The organism is Rhizobium sp. 862_C5_N1_2 (genome assembly GCF_051811205.1).
In the GTDB taxonomy this organism is placed as follows: domain Bacteria; phylum Pseudomonadota; class Alphaproteobacteria; order Rhizobiales; family Rhizobiaceae; genus Rhizobium; species Rhizobium leguminosarum.
Window position 1 is genome coordinate 3,866,505 of sequence record NZ_JBPWPT010000001.1, and the last position, 18,250, is coordinate 3,884,754.

Annotated in this window: 14 protein-coding genes; 6 read left to right on the forward strand and 8 right to left on the reverse strand. The window is 61.1% G+C overall.

What is annotated here, in order from left to right; genetic code table 11:
* Positions 1-85: 85 nt before the first annotated feature.
* The 3 genes from ACD590_RS19225 to ACD590_RS19235 form a co-directional block, all read right to left on the reverse strand.
* A complete protein-coding gene (locus tag ACD590_RS19225) occupies positions 86-1,033 on the reverse strand; it encodes a substrate-binding domain-containing protein (RefSeq protein ID WP_018072728.1) in 948 nt (315 codons plus the stop codon).
* An 84-nt stretch (positions 1,034-1,117) separates the two neighbouring features.
* Entirely contained in the window at positions 1,118-2,122 is a 1,005-nt protein-coding gene (locus ACD590_RS19230; protein ID WP_003552935.1) for an ABC transporter permease, read from the reverse strand.
* Between the two features lie 78 nt (positions 2,123-2,200).
* Complete coding sequence (locus ACD590_RS19235; protein WP_168298710.1) at positions 2,201-3,727, reverse strand: sugar ABC transporter ATP-binding protein; 1,527 nt, start codon at positions 3,725-3,727, stop codon at positions 2,201-2,203.
* A gap of 170 nt (positions 3,728-3,897) precedes the next feature.
* On the opposite strand from ACD590_RS19235, the gene ACD590_RS19240 reads away from it, so the two are divergent.
* On the forward strand, positions 3,898-4,929 hold the full coding sequence (locus tag ACD590_RS19240) for a LacI family DNA-binding transcriptional regulator (RefSeq protein ID WP_028733942.1): 1,032 nt from the start codon (positions 3,898-3,900) through the stop codon (positions 4,927-4,929).
* An 80-nt stretch (positions 4,930-5,009) separates the two neighbouring features.
* Here the strand turns inward: ACD590_RS19240 and xylA are convergent, their stop codons facing one another.
* From xylA to ACD590_RS19265, 5 genes are all read right to left on the reverse strand, one after another.
* Entirely contained in the window at positions 5,010-6,320 is a 1,311-nt protein-coding gene (xylA, locus tag ACD590_RS19245; RefSeq protein WP_018243620.1) for a xylose isomerase, read from the reverse strand.
* Between the two features lie 156 nt (positions 6,321-6,476).
* Positions 6,477-7,931 carry a xylulokinase gene (gene xylB / locus ACD590_RS19250; RefSeq protein WP_439003179.1) on the reverse strand — a complete coding sequence of 485 codons (1,455 nt, stop codon included), beginning with the start codon at positions 7,929-7,931 and terminating at the stop codon, positions 6,477-6,479.
* Positions 7,932-7,952: 21 nt separating this feature from the next.
* On the reverse strand, positions 7,953-8,978 hold the full coding sequence (locus ACD590_RS19255) for a LacI family DNA-binding transcriptional regulator (RefSeq protein ID WP_018446020.1): 1,026 nt from the start codon (positions 8,976-8,978) through the stop codon (positions 7,953-7,955).
* A gap of 208 nt (positions 8,979-9,186) precedes the next feature.
* A complete protein-coding gene (locus tag ACD590_RS19260) occupies positions 9,187-10,785 on the reverse strand; it encodes a DHA2 family efflux MFS transporter permease subunit (protein WP_018243623.1) in 1,599 nt (532 codons plus the stop codon).
* Positions 10,786-10,914: 129 nt separating this feature from the next.
* Positions 10,915-12,132: an HlyD family secretion protein gene (locus ACD590_RS19265; protein WP_282681532.1), complete on the reverse strand. Its 1,218-nt coding sequence runs from the start codon at positions 12,130-12,132 to the stop codon at positions 10,915-10,917.
* Between the two features lie 151 nt (positions 12,133-12,283).
* On the opposite strand from ACD590_RS19265, the gene ACD590_RS19270 reads away from it, so the two are divergent.
* From ACD590_RS19270 to lysS, 5 genes are all read left to right on the forward strand, one after another.
* The gene (locus ACD590_RS19270) at positions 12,284-12,964 is read left to right on the forward strand and encodes a TetR/AcrR family transcriptional regulator (RefSeq protein WP_018243625.1); all 681 of its coding nucleotides are present in this window, start codon (positions 12,284-12,286) and stop codon (positions 12,962-12,964) included.
* Positions 12,965-13,172: 208 nt separating this feature from the next.
* Complete coding sequence (locus ACD590_RS19275) at positions 13,173-14,012, forward strand: AraC family transcriptional regulator (RefSeq protein ID WP_018446016.1); 840 nt, start codon at positions 13,173-13,175, stop codon at positions 14,010-14,012.
* 215 nt (positions 14,013-14,227) lie between these two features.
* Entirely contained in the window at positions 14,228-14,977 is a 750-nt protein-coding gene (locus ACD590_RS19280; protein WP_026188530.1) for a TerC family protein, read from the forward strand.
* Between the two features lie 245 nt (positions 14,978-15,222).
* Positions 15,223-16,689 carry a glutamate--tRNA ligase gene (gene gltX / locus ACD590_RS19285; protein ID WP_439003180.1) on the forward strand — a complete coding sequence of 489 codons (1,467 nt, stop codon included), beginning with the start codon at positions 15,223-15,225 and terminating at the stop codon, positions 16,687-16,689.
* A 22-nt stretch (positions 16,690-16,711) separates the two neighbouring features.
* Positions 16,712-18,208: a lysine--tRNA ligase gene (gene lysS / locus ACD590_RS19290; RefSeq protein ID WP_439003181.1), complete on the forward strand. Its 1,497-nt coding sequence runs from the start codon at positions 16,712-16,714 to the stop codon at positions 18,206-18,208.
* Positions 18,209-18,250: the final 42 nt, after the last annotated feature.

Here is an 18,250-nt window from a genome sequence, read left to right on the forward strand (position 1 = left end):
TGCAGCATTTTCGGCCACCCGCTCTATGGAAAGCATAAAAAATGCGCCCATCCTTTCGAATGGGCGCACATCTCCAATGAATGGATCAGAACGGAGAATCCGGGAAGTAGAAGTCCTTGGCATTGTCCTTGGTGACGAGCGTCGCGTCGAGGATGTAGCTGCCGTGAACCGGGACCTGGTCGTAAAGTGCCGCCGCCGTCAGCTCCATCGCCGTACCGACCATTGCCGGCGGATAGAGAACGTCGACCGGGATTAGCTTGTCGCCATCCATGACCTTCTTGACCATGTCCTTTGAGCCGGCACCGGCGACGACATACTTGATGTCGGTGCGCTTGGCCTGCTCGATCGCCTGCAGAACGCCGACGGCCATGTCGTCGTCCTGGCACCATACGACGTCGATCTTCTGGTACTTGGTCAGATAGTCCTGCATGACCTTGAAGGCATCGTCGCGGTTCCAGTTGCCGTACTGGCGGTCAAGAACCTTGACGTTCGAGCCGGCAATGCCCTTGTCAAAGCCGTCCTGGCGCTGCTGGTCGATCGGGATCGGCAGACCGCGGATGATGACCACTTCGGCATCCGGCGTGGTGTCCTTGATGTACTTGCCGGCGACTTCGCCGAGAGCTGGGTTGTTGCCGGCGACATAGAGATCGCGCACGGAATTGTCGTTGTTGCTCGGCGCACGGTCGACGAGGGCGACGAACTTGCCCTTGCCCTTGACTTCCTTGATGGCGTTGACGAGCGGATCCGGATCCGACGGCAGGATGACGAGGGCGTCGATGCCCTGCGTATCGAGATCCTGTACGGCGTTGGCCTGGCTTGCGGCGTCCGGCGAGGTCTTGACGATGACGTTGAGACCGGGATGTTCGGCCATCAGCAGCTTGGCAACGCGTTCGGCATGGAACACCACGCCCGACGTCCAGCCGTGGTCGGCGGCCGGAATGGACACGCCGATCGTGAATTTCTTGTCCTGGGCGTGAGCGGCGCCGGCGAAGGTCACCGCCGCAACCGCCAGGCCCAACATCAATTTACGCATGCTATTTCCTCCCAATAATTCAGGGACTTTTCCATATCGGGACCGGACGCCCTGTAAGCCCGATCAATTGCAAGCCCGGTCAATTCATGATTTGCGCACCAGCGAGCGCTGGACGAACATGGCGATGATGATAATCGCACCCTGGATGGCGCCGATCAGATATTCGCTGATGAAATTCGAAAGCAACATGATGTTGCCGACCAGTTCGAGAATGAAGGCGCCGCAGATCGTGCCCCAGACCCTGCCCGCGCCGCCCTTGAGCGCCGTGCCGCCGACGACGACGGCCGTGATCGCCTGCAACTCCCACAGGATGCCCGTCGTCGCCGACGTCGAGCCGAGACGGGGAACATAGAGCAGCACGGCGATGGCGACGCACAGTCCCTGGATGACGAAGGCGATCGTCCTGACGCGATTGACCGCGATACCTGAATAGCGGGCGACATCGCTGTTTGATCCCACAGCGACGACGTGGCGCCCGTAGCGGGTGCGATAGAGGATGAAGGCCGCAACCGCCGTCACTGCCAGGATCACCACGATCGGCACCGGTATGCCGGCGACATTGCCGAAGTAAGCAGGGCGATAGAGCGTCTGGATATCGGCGGAGCGAAGCGTGATCGCGCCGCCCTGCGACAGCCATGTCGTCAGGCCGCGATAGATGCCCATCGTGCCGAGCGTCGCGATGAAGGGCTCGATCCTGCCCACCGTCGTGATCAGGCCGTTTGCCAGACCGCAGAGCGCGCCGGCGACGATGGTGAAGACGGCGGCGACCGTCAGCATCAAAGCCGGGTTTTCGATGGCGCCCGAATTCATCAGCAGGATCATCAGGCTGGCGACGAAGGCCACCATGGAGCCGACAGACAAGTCGAGATCGCCTGCTGATATCACGAAGGTCGCACCGACCGCGATGATGGCGATGAAAGCGCTGCGCGTCGCGACATTGGCAAGGTTGGTAATGCCGATGAAATTCGGATTGACCAGGGCTCCGACGATTAGCAGCAGCGCCAGGGCGACGAAGGGCGCGACCGCACGCAGGTCGACATCCCGCCAGGATCGGCGCCGGATTTCCCTGGTCTCCTCGTTGACACTCATTTCCAAAACCAACCTCCCGTCCCATATTTTCTGGGCATCTTATGTGTCCTCCTGATCGGCAAAGCCCTGCTTCGGCCTTCAGGCGGCCGCCTTCTTCTTGAGCCCGGCGGCGTAACGCATGATCTCCTGCTCGGAAATCTCGTCTCCTTCGAGCACGCCGACGATACGCCCTTCGCGCATCACCGCCACTCTCGTGCAGAGGCCGATGACCTCCGGCATCTCCGAGGACACGACGATGATCGACCGGCCGTCGCGGGCGAGCGCCGAGATGAAATGATAGATCTGCTGCTTGGTGCCGACATCGATGCCGCGCGTCGGCTCGTCGATGATGATGATATCAGGATCGGTCTCCATGACCTTGGCCAGCAGCAGCTTCTGCTGGTTCCCCCCCGACATCCGGCCGGCGACGATATTGCCGTCGCGAACCCTAATATCGAAGCGGCGCTTGGCCTTTGCCATCGCGGCCGCCTCGCTGCCTGGGCTGAGATAGCCGTGACGAGCGTGCCTTCCGAGCGATTGCAGCGTCAGATTGGTCACCATGCCGGAGCGCAGCAGCAGGCCTTTCGACTTGCGGTCCTTGGTCATGTAGGCGAGCCCGCAGCGATTGGCGGCATGCACGTCGCCGGAGGGAACAGTTTCCCCCTTGATGACCACCTCGCCCTCGAGACGGGTCCGCAATCCGGCGATCGCTTCCATCAGTTCGGTGCGGCCCGAGCCGATCATGCCGGAAAAACCGATGATCTCGCCCTTGCGCACCTCGAAGCTCGCATCCTTTACATAGCCCGTCGACACCGAGGCGACGCTGAGGACGATCTCCTCGTCGACATCAGGCTCGACCTTGGCGGGATAGAGGCTGGAAAGTTCGCGGCCAACCATCAGCTGTGCGATCGATTCCCCGTCCAGAATGGACGTCGCCGAAGTCTTGATCCACTGGCCGTCGCGCAGCACCGTGACGCGGTCGGTCAATTCCATCACCTCGTCGAGCTTGTGGGACACGAAGACGAAGCTGGTACCCTGGTCGCGAAGCTTGCGAACCTGCTTGAACAGCATATTGGTCTCTTCCCGCGACAGCACCGCGGTCGGCTCGTCCATGAACACCACCCGCGCATCGCGGCTGATCGCCTTGGCGATTTCGACCATCTGCTTGTCGGCGATGGAAAGCGTGCTGATCAGCGCATTCTCATCGACATGCGAACCGAGCACGTCGAGAACCTTGCGTGTCTCCGACCGCATATATTTGCGGTCGAGCATGCCGAAACGGGTGACTTCGCGCCCGAGAAAGAGGCTTTCCGTCACGGTCAGATGTTCGGCAAGGTTGAATTCCTGGTGAATGATGACGATGCCCAGCGCCTCGGCGGCGCCATTGGGCGGCAGGACGACGGGCTTGCCGTCGAGCAGGATTTCGCCGGAACTCGGCTGTTCGAAACCGGACAAAACCTTGACAAGCGTGGATTTGCCGGCGCCATTTTCACCCATGAGCGCATGGATTTCGCCGGCGCGGAGATCGAAGTTCACGCTGAAGAGGACCTGCACTCCACTGAAGGATTTGCATATGCGCCTGGCGGACAGCACCACGGGTGCGGTGTCGGCGATCTCCACGGTCATCTGATCCTCCCCAAAGCGGCTCCCCGTCCGCTCTGAAGCCTTATGTAAACCTTTACATACATCGTGTAAAGGTTTACATCGTTGATTTACACAGATCAGTTGAAGCCTGCCTTTGACCTCTCGACAAGTCTGTGTAGTGTCGCGGCGAAGACAGCCCAAGGCAGAGCTCAGTGTCGAATTCCACGCCCGCAACCATCGAAGACGTCGCCCGGATCGCCGAGGTCTCTATCGCGACGGTTTCCCGGGCAATCCACATGCCGGAGAAGGTCGCCAACTCCACGCGCCTCAAGGTCAACCAGGCGATCGCCATCACCGGCTATACCACCAATGCCATGGCGCGCAGCCTGAGGCTCGGCCGCTCCAACATGATCCTTGTCGTGGCGCCCGATATCGGCGATCCCAATTTCTCCAACATTCTCGTCGGGCTGGAGAACGAAGCGCGCGCGCACGGCTACGGCATCCTGATCGGCCACACGCAGAACGATGCCCAGCGCGGTCTGGAATATCTGAAATTCTTCAATTCCAACCAGGCGGCCGGATTGATCCTCTTCACCGGTATCCTGCCGTTCGGGCATCAGACGATGACCGCACGGCTGCCGCCGAGCGTCGGTGTTTTCGAGCCCGTCTTCAACGGCGGCATACCCTATGTGGGCGTCGACGATACCGAGGGCGCTCGGAAAGCGGTGGACCTGCTGCTGGCCGAAGGGCATCGCAAGATCGCCTTCATCGGCGATTCGCGCACCCGGCTTGCCTATACCAGGCGCCGCATGGGTTACGATGCCGGTCTCGACGCCGCCGGCATCCCGCCCGACACCAGGATCGTGCTCGAAGGTGACGGCACGATCGAAAGTGGGCGGCATGCGGTTGAACAGCTTTTCATGCGCGACACGCTTCCGACCGCCTTCATGTGCGTCAACGACCAGACGGCGATCGGCGTCATGATCGGGCTCGGCGCGCGAGGCTACGATATACCGCGGGATTTCTCGGTAACCGGTTTCGACGACGTGCCGCAGGCGGTCTTCATATCGCCGCCGCTGACCACGATCCGCCAGCCGAGAACGGCAATCGGCAAGCAGGCGATGGCGCTGCTGCTCGAACTCCTGTCCGATGGCCGGCCGACCGAAACGGAAATCCTGCTGCGCCCGGATCTGGTGGTTCGAAACTCCGTCTCAGCCCCATCGCGCAACTGGTCGAAACGGTAAACCGATAGAGGCTGAAGGCTTTGCGCCCTCGCCCGGCCGAAGAGGCTGCGCCGGCGGTCGATGACCGCCGGCGCGCTTCATCAAACGTAACGGTTGACGACGTTCTCCAGCAGTTCCTGCTTGCCGGATCTCGGCTGCGGGTTCACGTCGTGGCTCTCGACATAGTGGGTGATCTCATCCAGCGAATACTCGCCGCGGAAGAGCTTCTGCGCCTCGGCGGATTCCCAGCCGGCATAACGATCGGCGAGCGGCTGCGACAGAGCCTTGTCCTCGATCATCTTGGCGGCGGCCTTCAGGCCGCGGGCGCAGCAATCCATGCCGCCGATATGGCCGATCAGCAGATCCGCCGGGTCGAGAGACTGACGGCGAAGCTTCGAGTCGAAGTTGGTGCCGCCGGTCTTGAATCCGCCACCTGCCAGAACATGGTAATAGGCGAGCGCCATTTCCGGAACATTGTTCGGGAACTGGTCGGTATCCCAGCCGGACTGGTAGTCGTTGCGGTTCATGTCGATCGAGCCGAAGATACCGAGTGCATTGGCAAGCGCCAGCTCGTGCTCGAAGGAGTGGCCGGCAAGGATCGCGTGGCCCTGCTCGATATTGAGCTTCACCTCGTTTTCAAGGCCGTGCTTCTTGAGGAAGCCATAGACGGTCGCGACGTCGTAATCATACTGGTGCTTGGTCGGCTCCTGCGGCTTCGGCTCGATCAGGATCGTGCCCTTGTAGCCGATCTTGTGCTTGTATTCGACCACGAGGTTGAGGAAGCGGCCGAGCTGGTCGAGCTCGCGGCCGATATCGGTGTTGAGCAGCGTCTCGTAACCTTCGCGACCACCCCAGAGCACGTAGTTTTCGCCGCCGAGCTTCTGCGTGGCATCGATGCAGGTCTTTACCGTCGCAGCTGCGAAAGCGAAGACATCGGGATCCGGATTGGTCGCAGCGCCCGACATATAGCGGCGGTGGGAGAAGAGGTTCGCCGTGCCCCAGAGCAGCTTGGTGCCGGTTGCGGCCTGCTTCTCGGCGAAATAATCGACGATCTCGTTGAGGTTCTTGGTGTTTTCGGCGAAACTCTTGCCCTCAGGACGCACGTCGGCGTCATGGAAGCAGTAGTAGGGCGAGCCGAGCAGCGAGAAGAATTCGAAGGCGACGTCGGCCTTGAGCTTGGCGGCCTTCATCGTGTCCTCGAACCACGGACGCAGGAAGGTCTGGCCACCGAACGGGTCGCCGCCCGGCCAGGTGAAGGTGTGCCAATAGGCCACCGCAAAGCGCAGATGGTCTTCCATGCGCTTGCCCATGACGATCTCGTCCGGCTGGTAGTAGCGGAAGGCCAGCGGATTGGTGCTGTCCGGGCCTTCGTATTTTACTTTCTGGATATCGCCGAAAAATCCGGTGCTCATGTCGTTTCTCCTTGGGTTCACTCTTGTCTGTTGTTCCGTGGGGTTCCCCCTCACCCTAGCCTCTTCCCGCTGGCGAGAGGGAAAGAGGCGCCGCTGCTGGTCTCTCCGCCCCTTTGGGGAGAAGGTGCCGACAAGCGGATGAGGGGCTGCCCAATATCAATGCGCCAGCGACTTGATCGCCGGGTAGAGCGCGCGGTAGCGCTTGTAAGCATCCTCATAAGCGCCGCTCAGTGCCGACACCGGCTCGATCGTTCCGGCTGTTACCGGCGGCGTGCAGACGGCAATGGGATCTGCCCCCGTTGCTGCAATCAGGCCGAGGCGGGCTGCGCCGAAGGCCGCGCCGAAATCGCCGTCGGCCGGCAGGTCGACCGGAACGCCGAGCGCGGTCGCGATCGACGCCAGCCAGTAACGCGAGCGCGAACCGCCGCCGATTGCCGTGACCCGGGATATGCCGGTGCCGGCCGAGCGCAGCGCTTCGAGATTGTCGCGAATGGCGAAGGCGACACCTTCGAGCACTGCCTGGGTCAGAACGACACGGCTGCTTTCGTGTTCGAGGCCGATGAAGGCGCCGCGGATGACGGCATCATTGTGCGGTGTGCGCTCGCCGGAGAGATAAGGCAGGAAGGTGACACCGGTGGGCGCCTTCAGCGTCTCGCCGACCTCCCCGGTAAGATCGGCGGCCGATCTGCCGGTCACACCGGAATGCCAGTTCAGTGCATCGGTCGCCGACAGGATGACGCCCATCTGGTGCCAGGTGTTCGGCAGCGCGTGGCAGAAGGCATGCACGGCGCTTTCCGGCTTCGGCAGATACGAGCCGTTGGCGGCAAAAAGTACGCCTGATGTGCCGAGCGAGACAAAGGCGGCGCCATCGCTGACCGTGCCCATGCCGCAGGCCGAAGCCGCATTGTCGCCGGCACCACCGGCGACGACGACATCACCTGATATACCCCATTGCGCCGCCAGTTCGGACCGCAGCTTGCCGGCCTGCTCGGTGCCTTCGACAAGCGCCGGCATCTGCTCCTCGGAAAGCTTGGTGGCGGCGAGCAGTTCGGAGGACCAGGCGCGTTTGCCGGTGTCGAGCCAGGAAGTGCCGGCAGAATCCGACATTTCCGAGATATATTCGCCAGTCAGCCAAAGACGCAGGTAGTCCTTCGGCAAGAGCACCTTGGCGATCTTGCCGAAGACATCGGGCTCATGTTTTGCGACCCAGGCGAGCTTCGGCGCCGTGAAGCCGGGGAAAACGATGTTGCCGGTGAGCGCGCGAAAGCGCGGATCGGCATCGAGTGCCGCGGCCTCGACATAGCTGCGGGTGTCGTTCCAGAGGATGCAGGGGCGCAGGACCTTGTCGGAGGCATCGATGAGCGTTGCGCCGTGCATCTGGCCGGAAAGGCCGATGCCCTTGACCGCAGCTAACTCCTTCGGATGTTTTGCCTTGAGGCCGGCGACAGCCTCCTCCGTGGCGCGCACCCAGTGGGCCGGCTCTTGCTCCGACCAGCCGGAATGCGGACGCGAGACGTCGAGCGAACCATTGGCCGAGCCGACGATCTTCTGATCACCGTCGATCAGCATCGCCTTGACGCCGGAGGTTCCGAGATCGAGACCCAGATACATGTGGTATTTCTCCCTTTGCCGTTACGGCAGATTGTCTTTCAGGAATATGTCGAGGCGGATGCGCTCCTGCGCTTCGATGACGGCAAGCCCGTCCGCCTTGGCTTTCAGCACGCGGATTGCGCTGCGCACCTCATGGCCGGCATCCTGGTTGAGGATCGCGTCGATCGTGTTGTCGATGAGTGCTGCACGGGTATGGGCGGTCAGCTCGTGGGCAATCACGGTCAGTATGCGGTCGACGGCCTTCTCCTTCAGCGCCCGGATCAGGCCGCGATTGCCGGCGCCGAGGCTGTAGACGCCGATGATTCCGGCATTCCTCGAAAGCGCGTCAGCGACGAGCATGTGGGCGACCTCGGGGTCGTCGCGGCCTTCGAGAACCGGCAGGATCGCCAGATCAGGAAATTCCTCGGCCATGACTGCGCTAAAGCCCTCCAGCCGCTCGCGATGATCGCGCACCAGCATGGAGCCGGCGAGCACAGCGATCTCGCCCTTTCGCCGCCCAAGAAATCGACCGAGCAGTCGGGCGGCTGTACGGCCGGCCGCAATATTGTCGACGCCGGCATAGTGATGGCGCAGCGAGCCCGTGAGATCGGAAACCAGGGTAACGATGGGAAAGCGCTCGCGCACCAGCCGGTCGACGGCGGCGCGCACCTCAGGCGCATCGGTCGCGACCAGTGCGATGCCACAAGGTTTTTCCTGGGAAAGCCCTTCGAGCACGGAGACGAGGGCGGCCGGATCGAAGGCCGGCACCTCGATGGTGCGGATATCGGTACGCTCGGCCGGCGAGCGGAGAGCGGCCTGCCGGATTTCGGCATTGAGCCCGTACATGAAGGAATTGTCGCTGGCCGGAAGGATGAAGACCAGCGGATAGGTGCGCCCCTTGGCAAGATTGGCGGCGGCGACGTCTCTGACATAACCGAGCTCGCGGATCGCGGTCTCGACCTTTTCCCGCGTGACGTGGCGCACACCGGGGCGCTGATTGAGAACCCGGTCGACAGTCGCGAGACTGACACCGGCGGCAGCGGCGATATCGTGAACGGTTGGCCTCATCATTCCTCCTGACGAGACCATTAGCGCCATTTTTGATGTACGTAAATCAAAAAATCGAATAGGCCAATTTCCGCTTTGTTTTCCGGTATTGCCGTCCGCTTCGCACCGATCCGGCCAACGCTTATCTGCCTGATGGCACGGAGGCCAGAAAACGGCAAACAAAAAGGCCCTCCGAAGAGGGCCTTTTCAAGGGGCGGCAGGCCGGAGGTCAGTGGCCGCCACCGCCTCCCCCGCCTTGCGGCGCGGGTTTCTTGATCATCGCGACACCGAGGATCATCGCGAGGAAAAGCGCAGTCAGGATCAGGAACACGTCGCTGAAGGAGAGGATGATCGCCTGCTTGGTGGCAAGCCCGACCATCTGCTTGATCGCGACCGAGGCGCCATCCATGCCATAGGTGTTGAAATTCGCGGCCATGTTGTTCATCTGGTCGATCGCCGCCGGATTGCCCCAATCCATATTCTCCCGCAGCCGCTCGTAATGCACGTCCTGCCGATTGGTGAGCACGGTGTTGATGACGGCAAGGCCGACGGCGCCGCCGAGGTTTCTGGTCAGATTGAACAGGCCGGACGCGCCGCGCATGCGCGAGGGCGGCATCGTGCCGAGCGCGATGTTGTTGATCGGCACCATGCACATCATCAGCCCGAAGCCACGCAGGATCTGCGGGATGAACAGTTCGTAGAAATCCCAATCCGCCGTCAGATGCATCATGATGAAAGTGCCGGCAGCGAAACTGACGAAGCCGATCACCATCATCAGGCGCAGGTCCATCTTGGTCGACAGCCGGCCGGCGATCGGCGCGGTGAAGAACATCGCAAGTCCGGAGACGAACATCGTCTCGCCGATCATCAATGAGTCATATCCACGGATGCGCCCGAGATAGACCGGATAGATATAGGTGAGGCCATAGAGGCCGATGCCCATGACGAAAGAAAACACCGAGCCGAAGGAAAAATTCCGGTTCGCGAAAGCCTTCAGGTCGACGACGGGGAAATCCACCGTGAAGGCGCGATAGAAGAAGACGATGGCTGCAACGCCGGAGGCAACCGCTGCGATGGTGATGGAACTGTCGTTGAACCAATCGTTCGAATTGCCCTCTTCGAGCACATATTCCAGCGCGCCGAGGAACACGCCCATCGAGATCAGCCCCCACCAGTCGAACTTCTTGAAGAGCGACAGTTCCGGCTTGTCGAAATCGATGAAGTTCCAGGTGACGATCGTGACGATGATGCCGGGAACGATATTGACGAGGAACAGCCAATGCCAGGAAAAGGCATGGCTGAGATAACCGCCGACCGTCGGGCCGATAGTCGGCGCCAGCGTCGCGATCAGGCCGATGATCGGCGAGACGATGCTACGCTTCGACGGCGGGAAGATGGTGAAGGCGGCCGCGAAGACCGACGGGATCATGCCGCCGCCGATGAAGCCCTGGATGACCCGATAGACGATCATCTGGTCGATATTCGTCGCCGTCGCCGCCAGCGCGCTCGCCATGGTGAAGCCGGCGGCCGAGATCGCGAAGAGATAACGCGTCGAGATGATGCGCGCCAACGTGCCAGACAACGGGATCATGATCACTTCCGCGATCAGATAGGACGTCTGCACCCAGCCGATCTCGTCGCTGCCGGCCGAAAGGCCAGCCTGGATCTCCGCAAGCGAGGCCGAAACGATCTGGATGTCGAGGATCGACATGAACATGCCGAGCACCATCGCGAAGAAGGCGATGAGCTTCTTCGGGTCCATGCGCTCGTCGGCATGGGCAGGCGCTGCCGGAATCGTCCCCGCTGTTGCTGTCGCGCTCCCGGCCATCAGACCACCTCCGCCTTTCCAGAGCAATTCCGTTTTTCTTCGAATTACGGAATTGCTCTATCTCTTTGTTTTCAGGCAATTCCGGGTGCAAAACCGTCTGCACACTTTTGCAGGAATTGCTCTAAAGGCTTACTTGCTCGGCGCCGTACGGGTGTCGACGTCGACGACGACGCTCAGGCCCGCGCGCAGACGCCCGCTGTCGAGCGCATCCTGCGGCAGCGCGATGCGCACTGGCACCCGCTGGATCACCTTGGTGAAATTGCCCGTGGCGTTTTCGGGCGGCAGCATCGAAAAGACCGAGCCGGAGGCCGGTGAGATCGATTCGACGGTGCCGACAACAGGATGATCGCTATAGGCATCGACCTGAACGTTGACCTTCGAACCCGGCACCAGATGCTGGATCTGCGTTTCCTTGAAATTGGCGTCGATGTAGAGCTGGCGCACTGGAACGAGTGCCATCAGGCGCTGGCCGGGAGAGACGAGGTCGCCTTCCTGGACGGAGCGATTGCCGACAATGCCGTCATAAGGCGCCTTGAGCACGGTGAAGGAAAGGTCGCGGACGGCCTTGTCGCGCGAGATTTCCAGCGAACGGACCGAGCCTTCCGCTTCCTTGCGCTGGGCCTGGAGGATGGTGATGTTGGCCTGTGCAGCGGTGATGTTGGCGTCGCCGCCGGCAAGATTGGCCTTGGCCTGGTCGAGGGCGATATTGGCGTTGTCGAGATCGGCGGCGGTGCCGACCGACTTCGCCTGAAGGTCGCTCTGGCGCTTCTGCGTGATCTCGGCACCGCGAACGGCCGCTTCGAGTGCCACCTTCTGCGCCTGCGCCTGCACGAGGCTCGCATTCGCGCCTTCGATCTGCGCGTCGATACGCTGCAGCGAAAGCTGTTCGGTGACGATCTGGGCCTGGGCCAAGTCGAGGGCGTTCTGATAGTCGCCGTTATCAAGCGTGGCAAGCACGTCGCCCGCTTTGACTTCCTGGTTGGCGACAACGTTCACCTTCGCGACGTAGCCCGTGACCTTCGGCGAAATCGTTGCGATATCGCCTTCGATATAGGCGTCGTCGGTCGACACCATGAAGCGGCCGTTCGTCCACCATTCGTAACCATACCAGCCGCCGCCTGCGAGAAGGGCGAGCACGACGATCGGCAGCACCGGGCTGCGGCGCTTCTTTGCAGCCGCAGGTGCGGCGACGACCGAAGCCGGCGCCGACTGCGCGGGAGCGGAAGGTACTTCGCGGGCTTCCGCCGTCGGAGCTTCTGCAACGGCCGCGACCTCGGCCTTTACCTCTTCGGTCTCGGCGTTTTCGCTGACGATACGCGCGACGTTGCTCTTCTGGTTGCTCGACATAGCCACTTAACCGATCTTGGAGTAAATAATCGAACTGAACGGTTCGGTTCAGTTGACTTAAACCTGTTTTATCGTCATATCAAGATGTATAGAACCAATCGGTTCGATTTCTTTAAAGAAAATGCGAAACCGTCAACACGGTTAAGAGGACATGACGCTGAAACCCGACCACGCCGCCGTATTCAGTCCTCCCGCTGCCGGAGGCCGATTTGCCGCAGGCGAAGATCCGGCTAAGCGCCAACAGATTCTCGCCGGCGCCAAGCGCGTCTTCATGAAGATGGGTTTCGACGCCGCCAGCATGAATGACGTGACGCGCGAGGCCGGAGTCTCCAAGGGAACGCTCTACGTTTATTTCACCAACAAGGAAGAGCTGTTTTCGGCGATGATCGAGACCGAGCGCGCCGCCTTCGTGGCGGCCGTGCGCACGGCGCTTGCCGAACATGACGATCCCGAAGCCGGCCTGTACGAATTCGGGATAAGCTTCGTCACCCATATGACCGATGAGAAGGTCATCAACGCCATGCGCACCGTTCTCGGCGTTCGCGACCGCATGCCGGTGCTCTGTCAACGCTTCTTCAAGGGCCCGGTAAACCTGCGCACCATCATGCGCGACTTCCTGGAACGGCACATCGCCGAAGGCAGGCTGGAGATCGACGACATCGATCTCGCCGCCGGCCAGTTTCTCGATCTCGCCAGCGGTAGTTTCTTCAAACTCCGCCTGTTCGGAAGCATGGAAGAGCCGCCGCCGCGTGACGAAATCGAGCGCGTCATCCGCGGCGCGATCCGGGTCTTCATGGCCGCCTATGGCGTGCGCCGGCACGAGACCGCCTGACCACACCCTAGACCGCCGCACTCCATCGGCCAAAATCCCGCAATAGCGATCAAATCCGGCTGCCGGCTTTTCTTTAAGGAAGAAGCTGCAACACTGCATAATTCCTTAAATCGGAATCGATTTAAGGATAAAATTATGCAGCACTTCAAAGTGTTACAGCGTCCTTTGCGCCTCTCAAAAAGACGCGCGACGCTGTAGGAGAGTGAGGATGAGCGCCGTCGGACGGGCGATCTGGTTCATCGAGAGCCATTTCGAAAGCGATATATCGCTGGAAGAGATATCGGAAGCAGCCGGATTGTCGCGCTACCATCTGTCGCGCGTCTTCGGGCTCGTCACCGGTCACTCGATCAGCGGCTATATAAGAGGGCGGCGCCTCAGCCGCGCCGTGCCCACACTGGTCGGCGGTTCATCCACCATTCTCGAGGTTGCGCTTTGCGCGGGCTACGGCTCGCACGAGGCCTTCACCCGTGCCTTCCGCGACCAGTTCGGCATGACGCCGGATGCGGTGCGCAGACAGGGGCACGCCCGTAACCTTGTCTTGCTGGAGCCGATCAGAATGGACCCTGCCCACCTCAACGACCTCGAACCGCCCCGCTTCGAAACCCTCCAACCGATGCTGTTTGCCGGCTTGCAGGAGATTTACCCCTATGGCGGCAACGCCGCCATTCCCTCTCTCTGGCAGAAGTTCAATGCCCATTTCGGTCATATCTCCGGTCAGAAAGGCAATGTCGCCTACGGCATCTGCACGCATATCGACGGCGAAGCGGAGAAATTCCGCTATATGGCCGCGGTCGAAATCTCCGATGCCGACGATCTGCCGGGAGATTTTGCAACGCTCAAGCTTCCAGGCCAGCGCTACGTCGTCTTTGCCCATCGCGGCCACGTCTCCGGCATTCCGGCGACGATGAACCGGATTTTTGGCGCATGGTGGCCGACCTCGGGCCTGGAGCACGGCGAGACACCCGACATGTTCGAACGCTATGACGAGCGCTTCGACCCCTATACGGGCATGGGCGTCACCGAAATCTGGTTGCCGATCAGAGCATGATGCCGAAAAGTGCGAGCGGTTTTCGGACGACGTCATGCTCCAACTCTTTAATTTAGAACAGGATTCAAATTTAAGGCCGACCCGGCCTTAAATCCTGTTCTAGGGAATAAAAGTCACATCGGATTCGTATACCCCTTGCTGCGCTTGCTTGGCAGGCCGGCGACATTACATTGCGAGCGTCATTCACGCATGTGACGCGAAAGGGATATACGCTGATGCAGGAAATCATGACGCTCATTCAGGATCCGGCCGCCTGGGTGGCGCTCATCACGCTGGTGGTGATGGAAGTCGTTCTCGGGATCGACAACCTGATCTTCATTTCCATTCTCACCAACAAACTGCCGCCCGAACACCGCGAGAAGGCCCGCAAGATCGGCATCGGTCTTGCGCTCGTCATGCGTCTCGTCCTGCTCGGCACCATCGCCTGGATCGTGCAGCTGACCGAACCGCTGTTTGAAGCCTTCGGCCACGGCTTCTCCTGGAAGGATCTGATCCTGATTGCCGGCGGTCTGTTCCTCGTCTGGAAGGCCACCAAGGAAATTCACCACAGCGTCGACCCCGTGGACCATGAAGAGGATTTCATCGCCAAGTCGGCCACGACAGGCTTTGCATCGGCCATCGGCCAGATTCTGTTGCTCGACCTCGTCTTCTCCGTCGACAGCATCATCACCGCCGTCGGCATGACGCCGCATCTGCCGATCATGGTGGTCGCCGTCGTCGCCGCCGTCACCGTCATGCTTGTTGCCGCAACCCCGCTTGCCAACTTCATCGAGAGGAACCCGACGATCGTCATGCTGGCGCTCGCCTTCCTGCTGATGATCGGCACGACGCTGATCGCCGAAGGCATGGGCTTCCATGTGCCGAAGGGCTACGTCTATGCCGCCATGGCCTTCTCGGCGCTGGTCGAGGTGCTGAACATGATCGCACGCAACGCCCGCAAGCGAAAACGCGACGCCGCGCATTGAGGCTTGGGCACGAGGGCGCGGCGGAACCGACGCGCCCTCACGCACCACCATCAGGCCTTTGCAGGCGTGGTTTTTCTTGACGCGCCCGGTTGAATATGGCCTAAGGCCAGCCGAACGGACGATCGGTGGATAGTGCGGGCGCATGCCCTTTTCCGGCCGGTTTGCCGATGAAGATATCTGCATCCTTCCGGCCGAACGTCGCTTTCCCCATGAAAGCCGTCCGGCATTATTGACGGGCACACACAATGACAGTTTCCGGGACAGCTACCGGCGTCCGCGTTCGCATCGCTCCCTCGCCGACCGGCGAGCCGCATGTCGGCACCGCTTACATCGCTCTCTTCAACTACCTTTTCGCCAAGAAGCACGACGGCGAGTTCATCCTGCGTATCGAGGATACCGATGCGACGCGCTCGACCCCGGAATTCGAGACGAAGGTGTTGGACGCGCTGAAATGGTGCGGGCTGGAATGGAAGGAAGGCCCCGATATCGGCGGCCCCTACGGCCCCTATCGCCAGTCCGACCGCAAGGAAATGTACCAGCCTTACGGGCAGGAATTGCTGGACAAGGGCCATGCCTTCCGCTGCTTCTGCACACCCGCGCGGCTGGAGCAGATGCGCGAAACCCAGCGCGCCGCCGGCAAGCCGCCGAAGTACGATGGTCTCTGCCTCAACCTCACGGCCGAGGAAGTCACCTCGCGTATCGCCGCCGGCGAGACGACCGTCATCCGCATGAAGATTCCGGCCGAAGGCTCGTGCGACTTCACGGACGGCGTCTACGGCGATGTCTCCATTCCGTGGGATTCAGTCGACATGCAGGTGCTCATCAAGGCCGACGGCATGCCGACCTATCATATGGCCAACGTCATCGACGACCATCTGATGAAGATCACTCACGTCGCACGCGGCGAAGAATGGCTGGCCTCCGTGCCGAAGCACATCCTGCTCTATCGCTATTTCGACTGGGACCAGCCGGTCTTCATGCACTTGTCGCTGATGCGCAATGCCGACAAGTCGAAGCTGTCGAAGCGCAAGAACCCGACCTCGATCTCCTATTATTCCGCGCTTGGCTACATTCCCGAAGCGTTGATGAACTTCCTCGGTCTGTTCTTCGTCCAGATCGCCGAGGGCGAAGAGCTCCTGACGATGGACGAGCTCTCCGAGAAGTTTGACCCGGAAAACCTCTCCAAGGCCGGTGCGATCTTTGACATTCAAAAGCTCGATTGGCTCAATGGCCGCTGGATCCGCGAGAAGCTGTCCGAAGAGGAGTTCCAGGCGCGTGTGCTGACCTGGGCGATGGAAAACGACCGCCTGAAGGAAGGTCTGCGCCTGTCGCAGACGCGCATTTCCAAGCTCGGCGAACTGCCCGATCTCGCCGGCTTCCTGCTGAAGTCCGATCTCGGCCTGCAGCCTTCCGACTTCGCCAAGATCAAGTCACCGCCGGAGGAGATCCTGGAGATCCTCAACACCGTTCAGCCGGATCTCGAAAAGATCCTGGAATGGAACGTCGAGACGATCGAGGCGGAGCTGCGCGCGATCGCCGACCGCATGGGCAAGAAGCTGAAGGTCGTGGTCTCGCCGCTCTTCGTCGCCGTATCCGGCTCATCGCGTTCCCTGCCGCTTTTCGATTCCATGGCGATCCTCGGCCGGTCCGTCGTGCGCCAGCGTCTGAAGCTCGCCTCGCAGGCGGTCGCCGCCCTCGTCGGCTCGAAGTAAGAACAGTCAGAGGATTTCGACAATGGCTGACAACAAGACCGAAAACACCCTTTCCTCCGACGCGACGGAAGTGCGCGCCCAGAAGCTGAAGCTGCTGCGCGAGCAGGTCGGCGATGTCTATCCGGCGCATTTCCACCGCACGATGGGCAATGCCGAGCTTACCGCGAAATACGAGAGCCTGGAGCCGGACACCGAGACGCAGGATGTCGTCACCGTCGCCGGCCGCGTCTATTCCTCGCGCAACTCCGGCATGTTCATGGATCTCCATGACGCCTCCGGCAAGATCCAGATCTTCTCGCACAAGGATGTCACCGGCGAGGAAGCCCGCGCCCTGCTGCCGATGATCGACATCGGCGACATCATCGGCGTCACCGGCATCGTGCGCCGCACCAAGCGTGGCGAGCTGACGATCAACGCGCAGACGATCACCATGCTGACGAAGTCGCTGCTGCCGATGCCCGAGAAGTGGCACGGTCTCTCCGACATCGAGCTGCGTTATCGCAAGCGCCATCTCGACATCATGACCAACGAGGATTCGAAGCTCCGCTTCCAGCAGCGCTCGAAGATCCTCTCCGGCATCCGCCGCTTCATGGAAAATGACGGCTTCATGGAAGTCGAGACGCCGATGCTGCATTCGGTCTATGGCGGCGCCACCGCCGAGCCGTTCAAGACCCATCACAACACGCTGAAACTCGACATGTACCTGCGCATCGCGCCGGAACTGTTCCTCAAGCGCACGCTGGTGTCGGGGCTGACCGACAAGGTCTTCGAGATCAACCGGAACTTCCGCAACGAAGGCGTCTCCACCCGGCACAATCCCGAATTCACCATGATGGAGTGTTACTGGGCCTATGCCGACTACGAGGACATCATGGACCTCGTCGAGCGGTTGTTCGAGAGCTTAGCGCTCTCCATTCACGGCGCGACGGAATTCCCCTTCGGCGACAAGACCATGTCCTTCAAGGGTCCGTTCAAGCGCGTGCCGATGCCCGATGCCGTCAAGGAAGCGACCGGCATCGATTTCCTCGCCATCAAGACCGATGAAGAGGCGCGCGCGGCCGCCAAGGCTGCCGGTTTTGCGGTCGAGAAGGATTGGACCTGGGGCGAATGCCTCGCCTTCATCTTCGAGGAAAAGGTCGAATCCACCCTGATCCAGCCGTCGCATGTCACGCATTTCCCGAAGGACATTTCGCCCTTCGCCAAGGAAGTGCCGGGCGAGCCGCGCCTGGTCGAGCGCTTCGAGACCTATTGCAACGCCTGGGAACTCGGCAACGCCTTCTCGGAGCTCAACGATCCCGAAGAGCAGCGCCGCCGCATGGTCGAGCAGCTCGAACAGGCGCATGCCCGCGGCGAAAAGGAAAAGCAGCTGGACGAGGAGTTCCTCGACGCCATCGACCAGGGCATGCCACCGGCCGGTGGCCTCGGCATCGGCGTCGACCGTCTCATCATGCTTCTGACCAATGCGCCGTCGATCCGCGACGTCATCCTCTTCCCGGCCCGCCGCAGCAAAGCCGACTGACCGGAAGAAAAGCAAAAAATCGAAGCGGGGTGCAACTGCATA

Excerpts from the sequence above, each read along its gene's own strand:
- ACD590_RS19225 (WP_018072728.1), bottom strand. The coding sequence starts at position 1,033 with ATGCGTAAATTGATGTTGGGCCTGGCGGTTGCGGCGGTGACCTTCGCC.
- ACD590_RS19230 (WP_003552935.1), bottom strand. The coding sequence starts at position 2,122 with ATGAGTGTCAACGAGGAGACCAGGGAAATCCGGCGCCGATCCTGGCGG.
- ACD590_RS19235 (WP_168298710.1), bottom strand. The coding sequence starts at position 3,727 with ATGACCGTGGAGATCGCCGACACCGCACCCGTGGTGCTGTCCGCCAGG.
- xylA (WP_018243620.1), bottom strand. The coding sequence starts at position 6,320 with ATGAGCACCGGATTTTTCGGCGATATCCAGAAAGTAAAATACGAAGGC.
- xylB (WP_439003179.1), bottom strand. The coding sequence starts at position 7,931 with ATGTATCTGGGTCTCGATCTCGGAACCTCCGGCGTCAAGGCGATGCTG.
- ACD590_RS19255 (WP_018446020.1), bottom strand. The coding sequence starts at position 8,978 with ATGAGGCCAACCGTTCACGATATCGCCGCTGCCGCCGGTGTCAGTCTC.
- ACD590_RS19260 (WP_018243623.1), bottom strand. The coding sequence starts at position 10,785 with ATGGCCGGGAGCGCGACAGCAACAGCGGGGACGATTCCGGCAGCGCCT.
- ACD590_RS19265 (WP_282681532.1), bottom strand. The coding sequence starts at position 12,132 with ATGTCGAGCAACCAGAAGAGCAACGTCGCGCGTATCGTCAGCGAAAAC.
- ACD590_RS19270 (WP_018243625.1), top strand. The coding sequence starts at position 12,284 with ATGACGCTGAAACCCGACCACGCCGCCGTATTCAGTCCTCCCGCTGCC.
- ACD590_RS19275 (WP_018446016.1), top strand. The coding sequence starts at position 13,173 with ATGAGCGCCGTCGGACGGGCGATCTGGTTCATCGAGAGCCATTTCGAA.
- ACD590_RS19280 (WP_026188530.1), top strand. The coding sequence starts at position 14,228 with ATGCAGGAAATCATGACGCTCATTCAGGATCCGGCCGCCTGGGTGGCG.
- gltX (WP_439003180.1), top strand. The coding sequence starts at position 15,223 with ATGACAGTTTCCGGGACAGCTACCGGCGTCCGCGTTCGCATCGCTCCC.
- lysS (WP_439003181.1), top strand. The coding sequence starts at position 16,712 with ATGGCTGACAACAAGACCGAAAACACCCTTTCCTCCGACGCGACGGAA.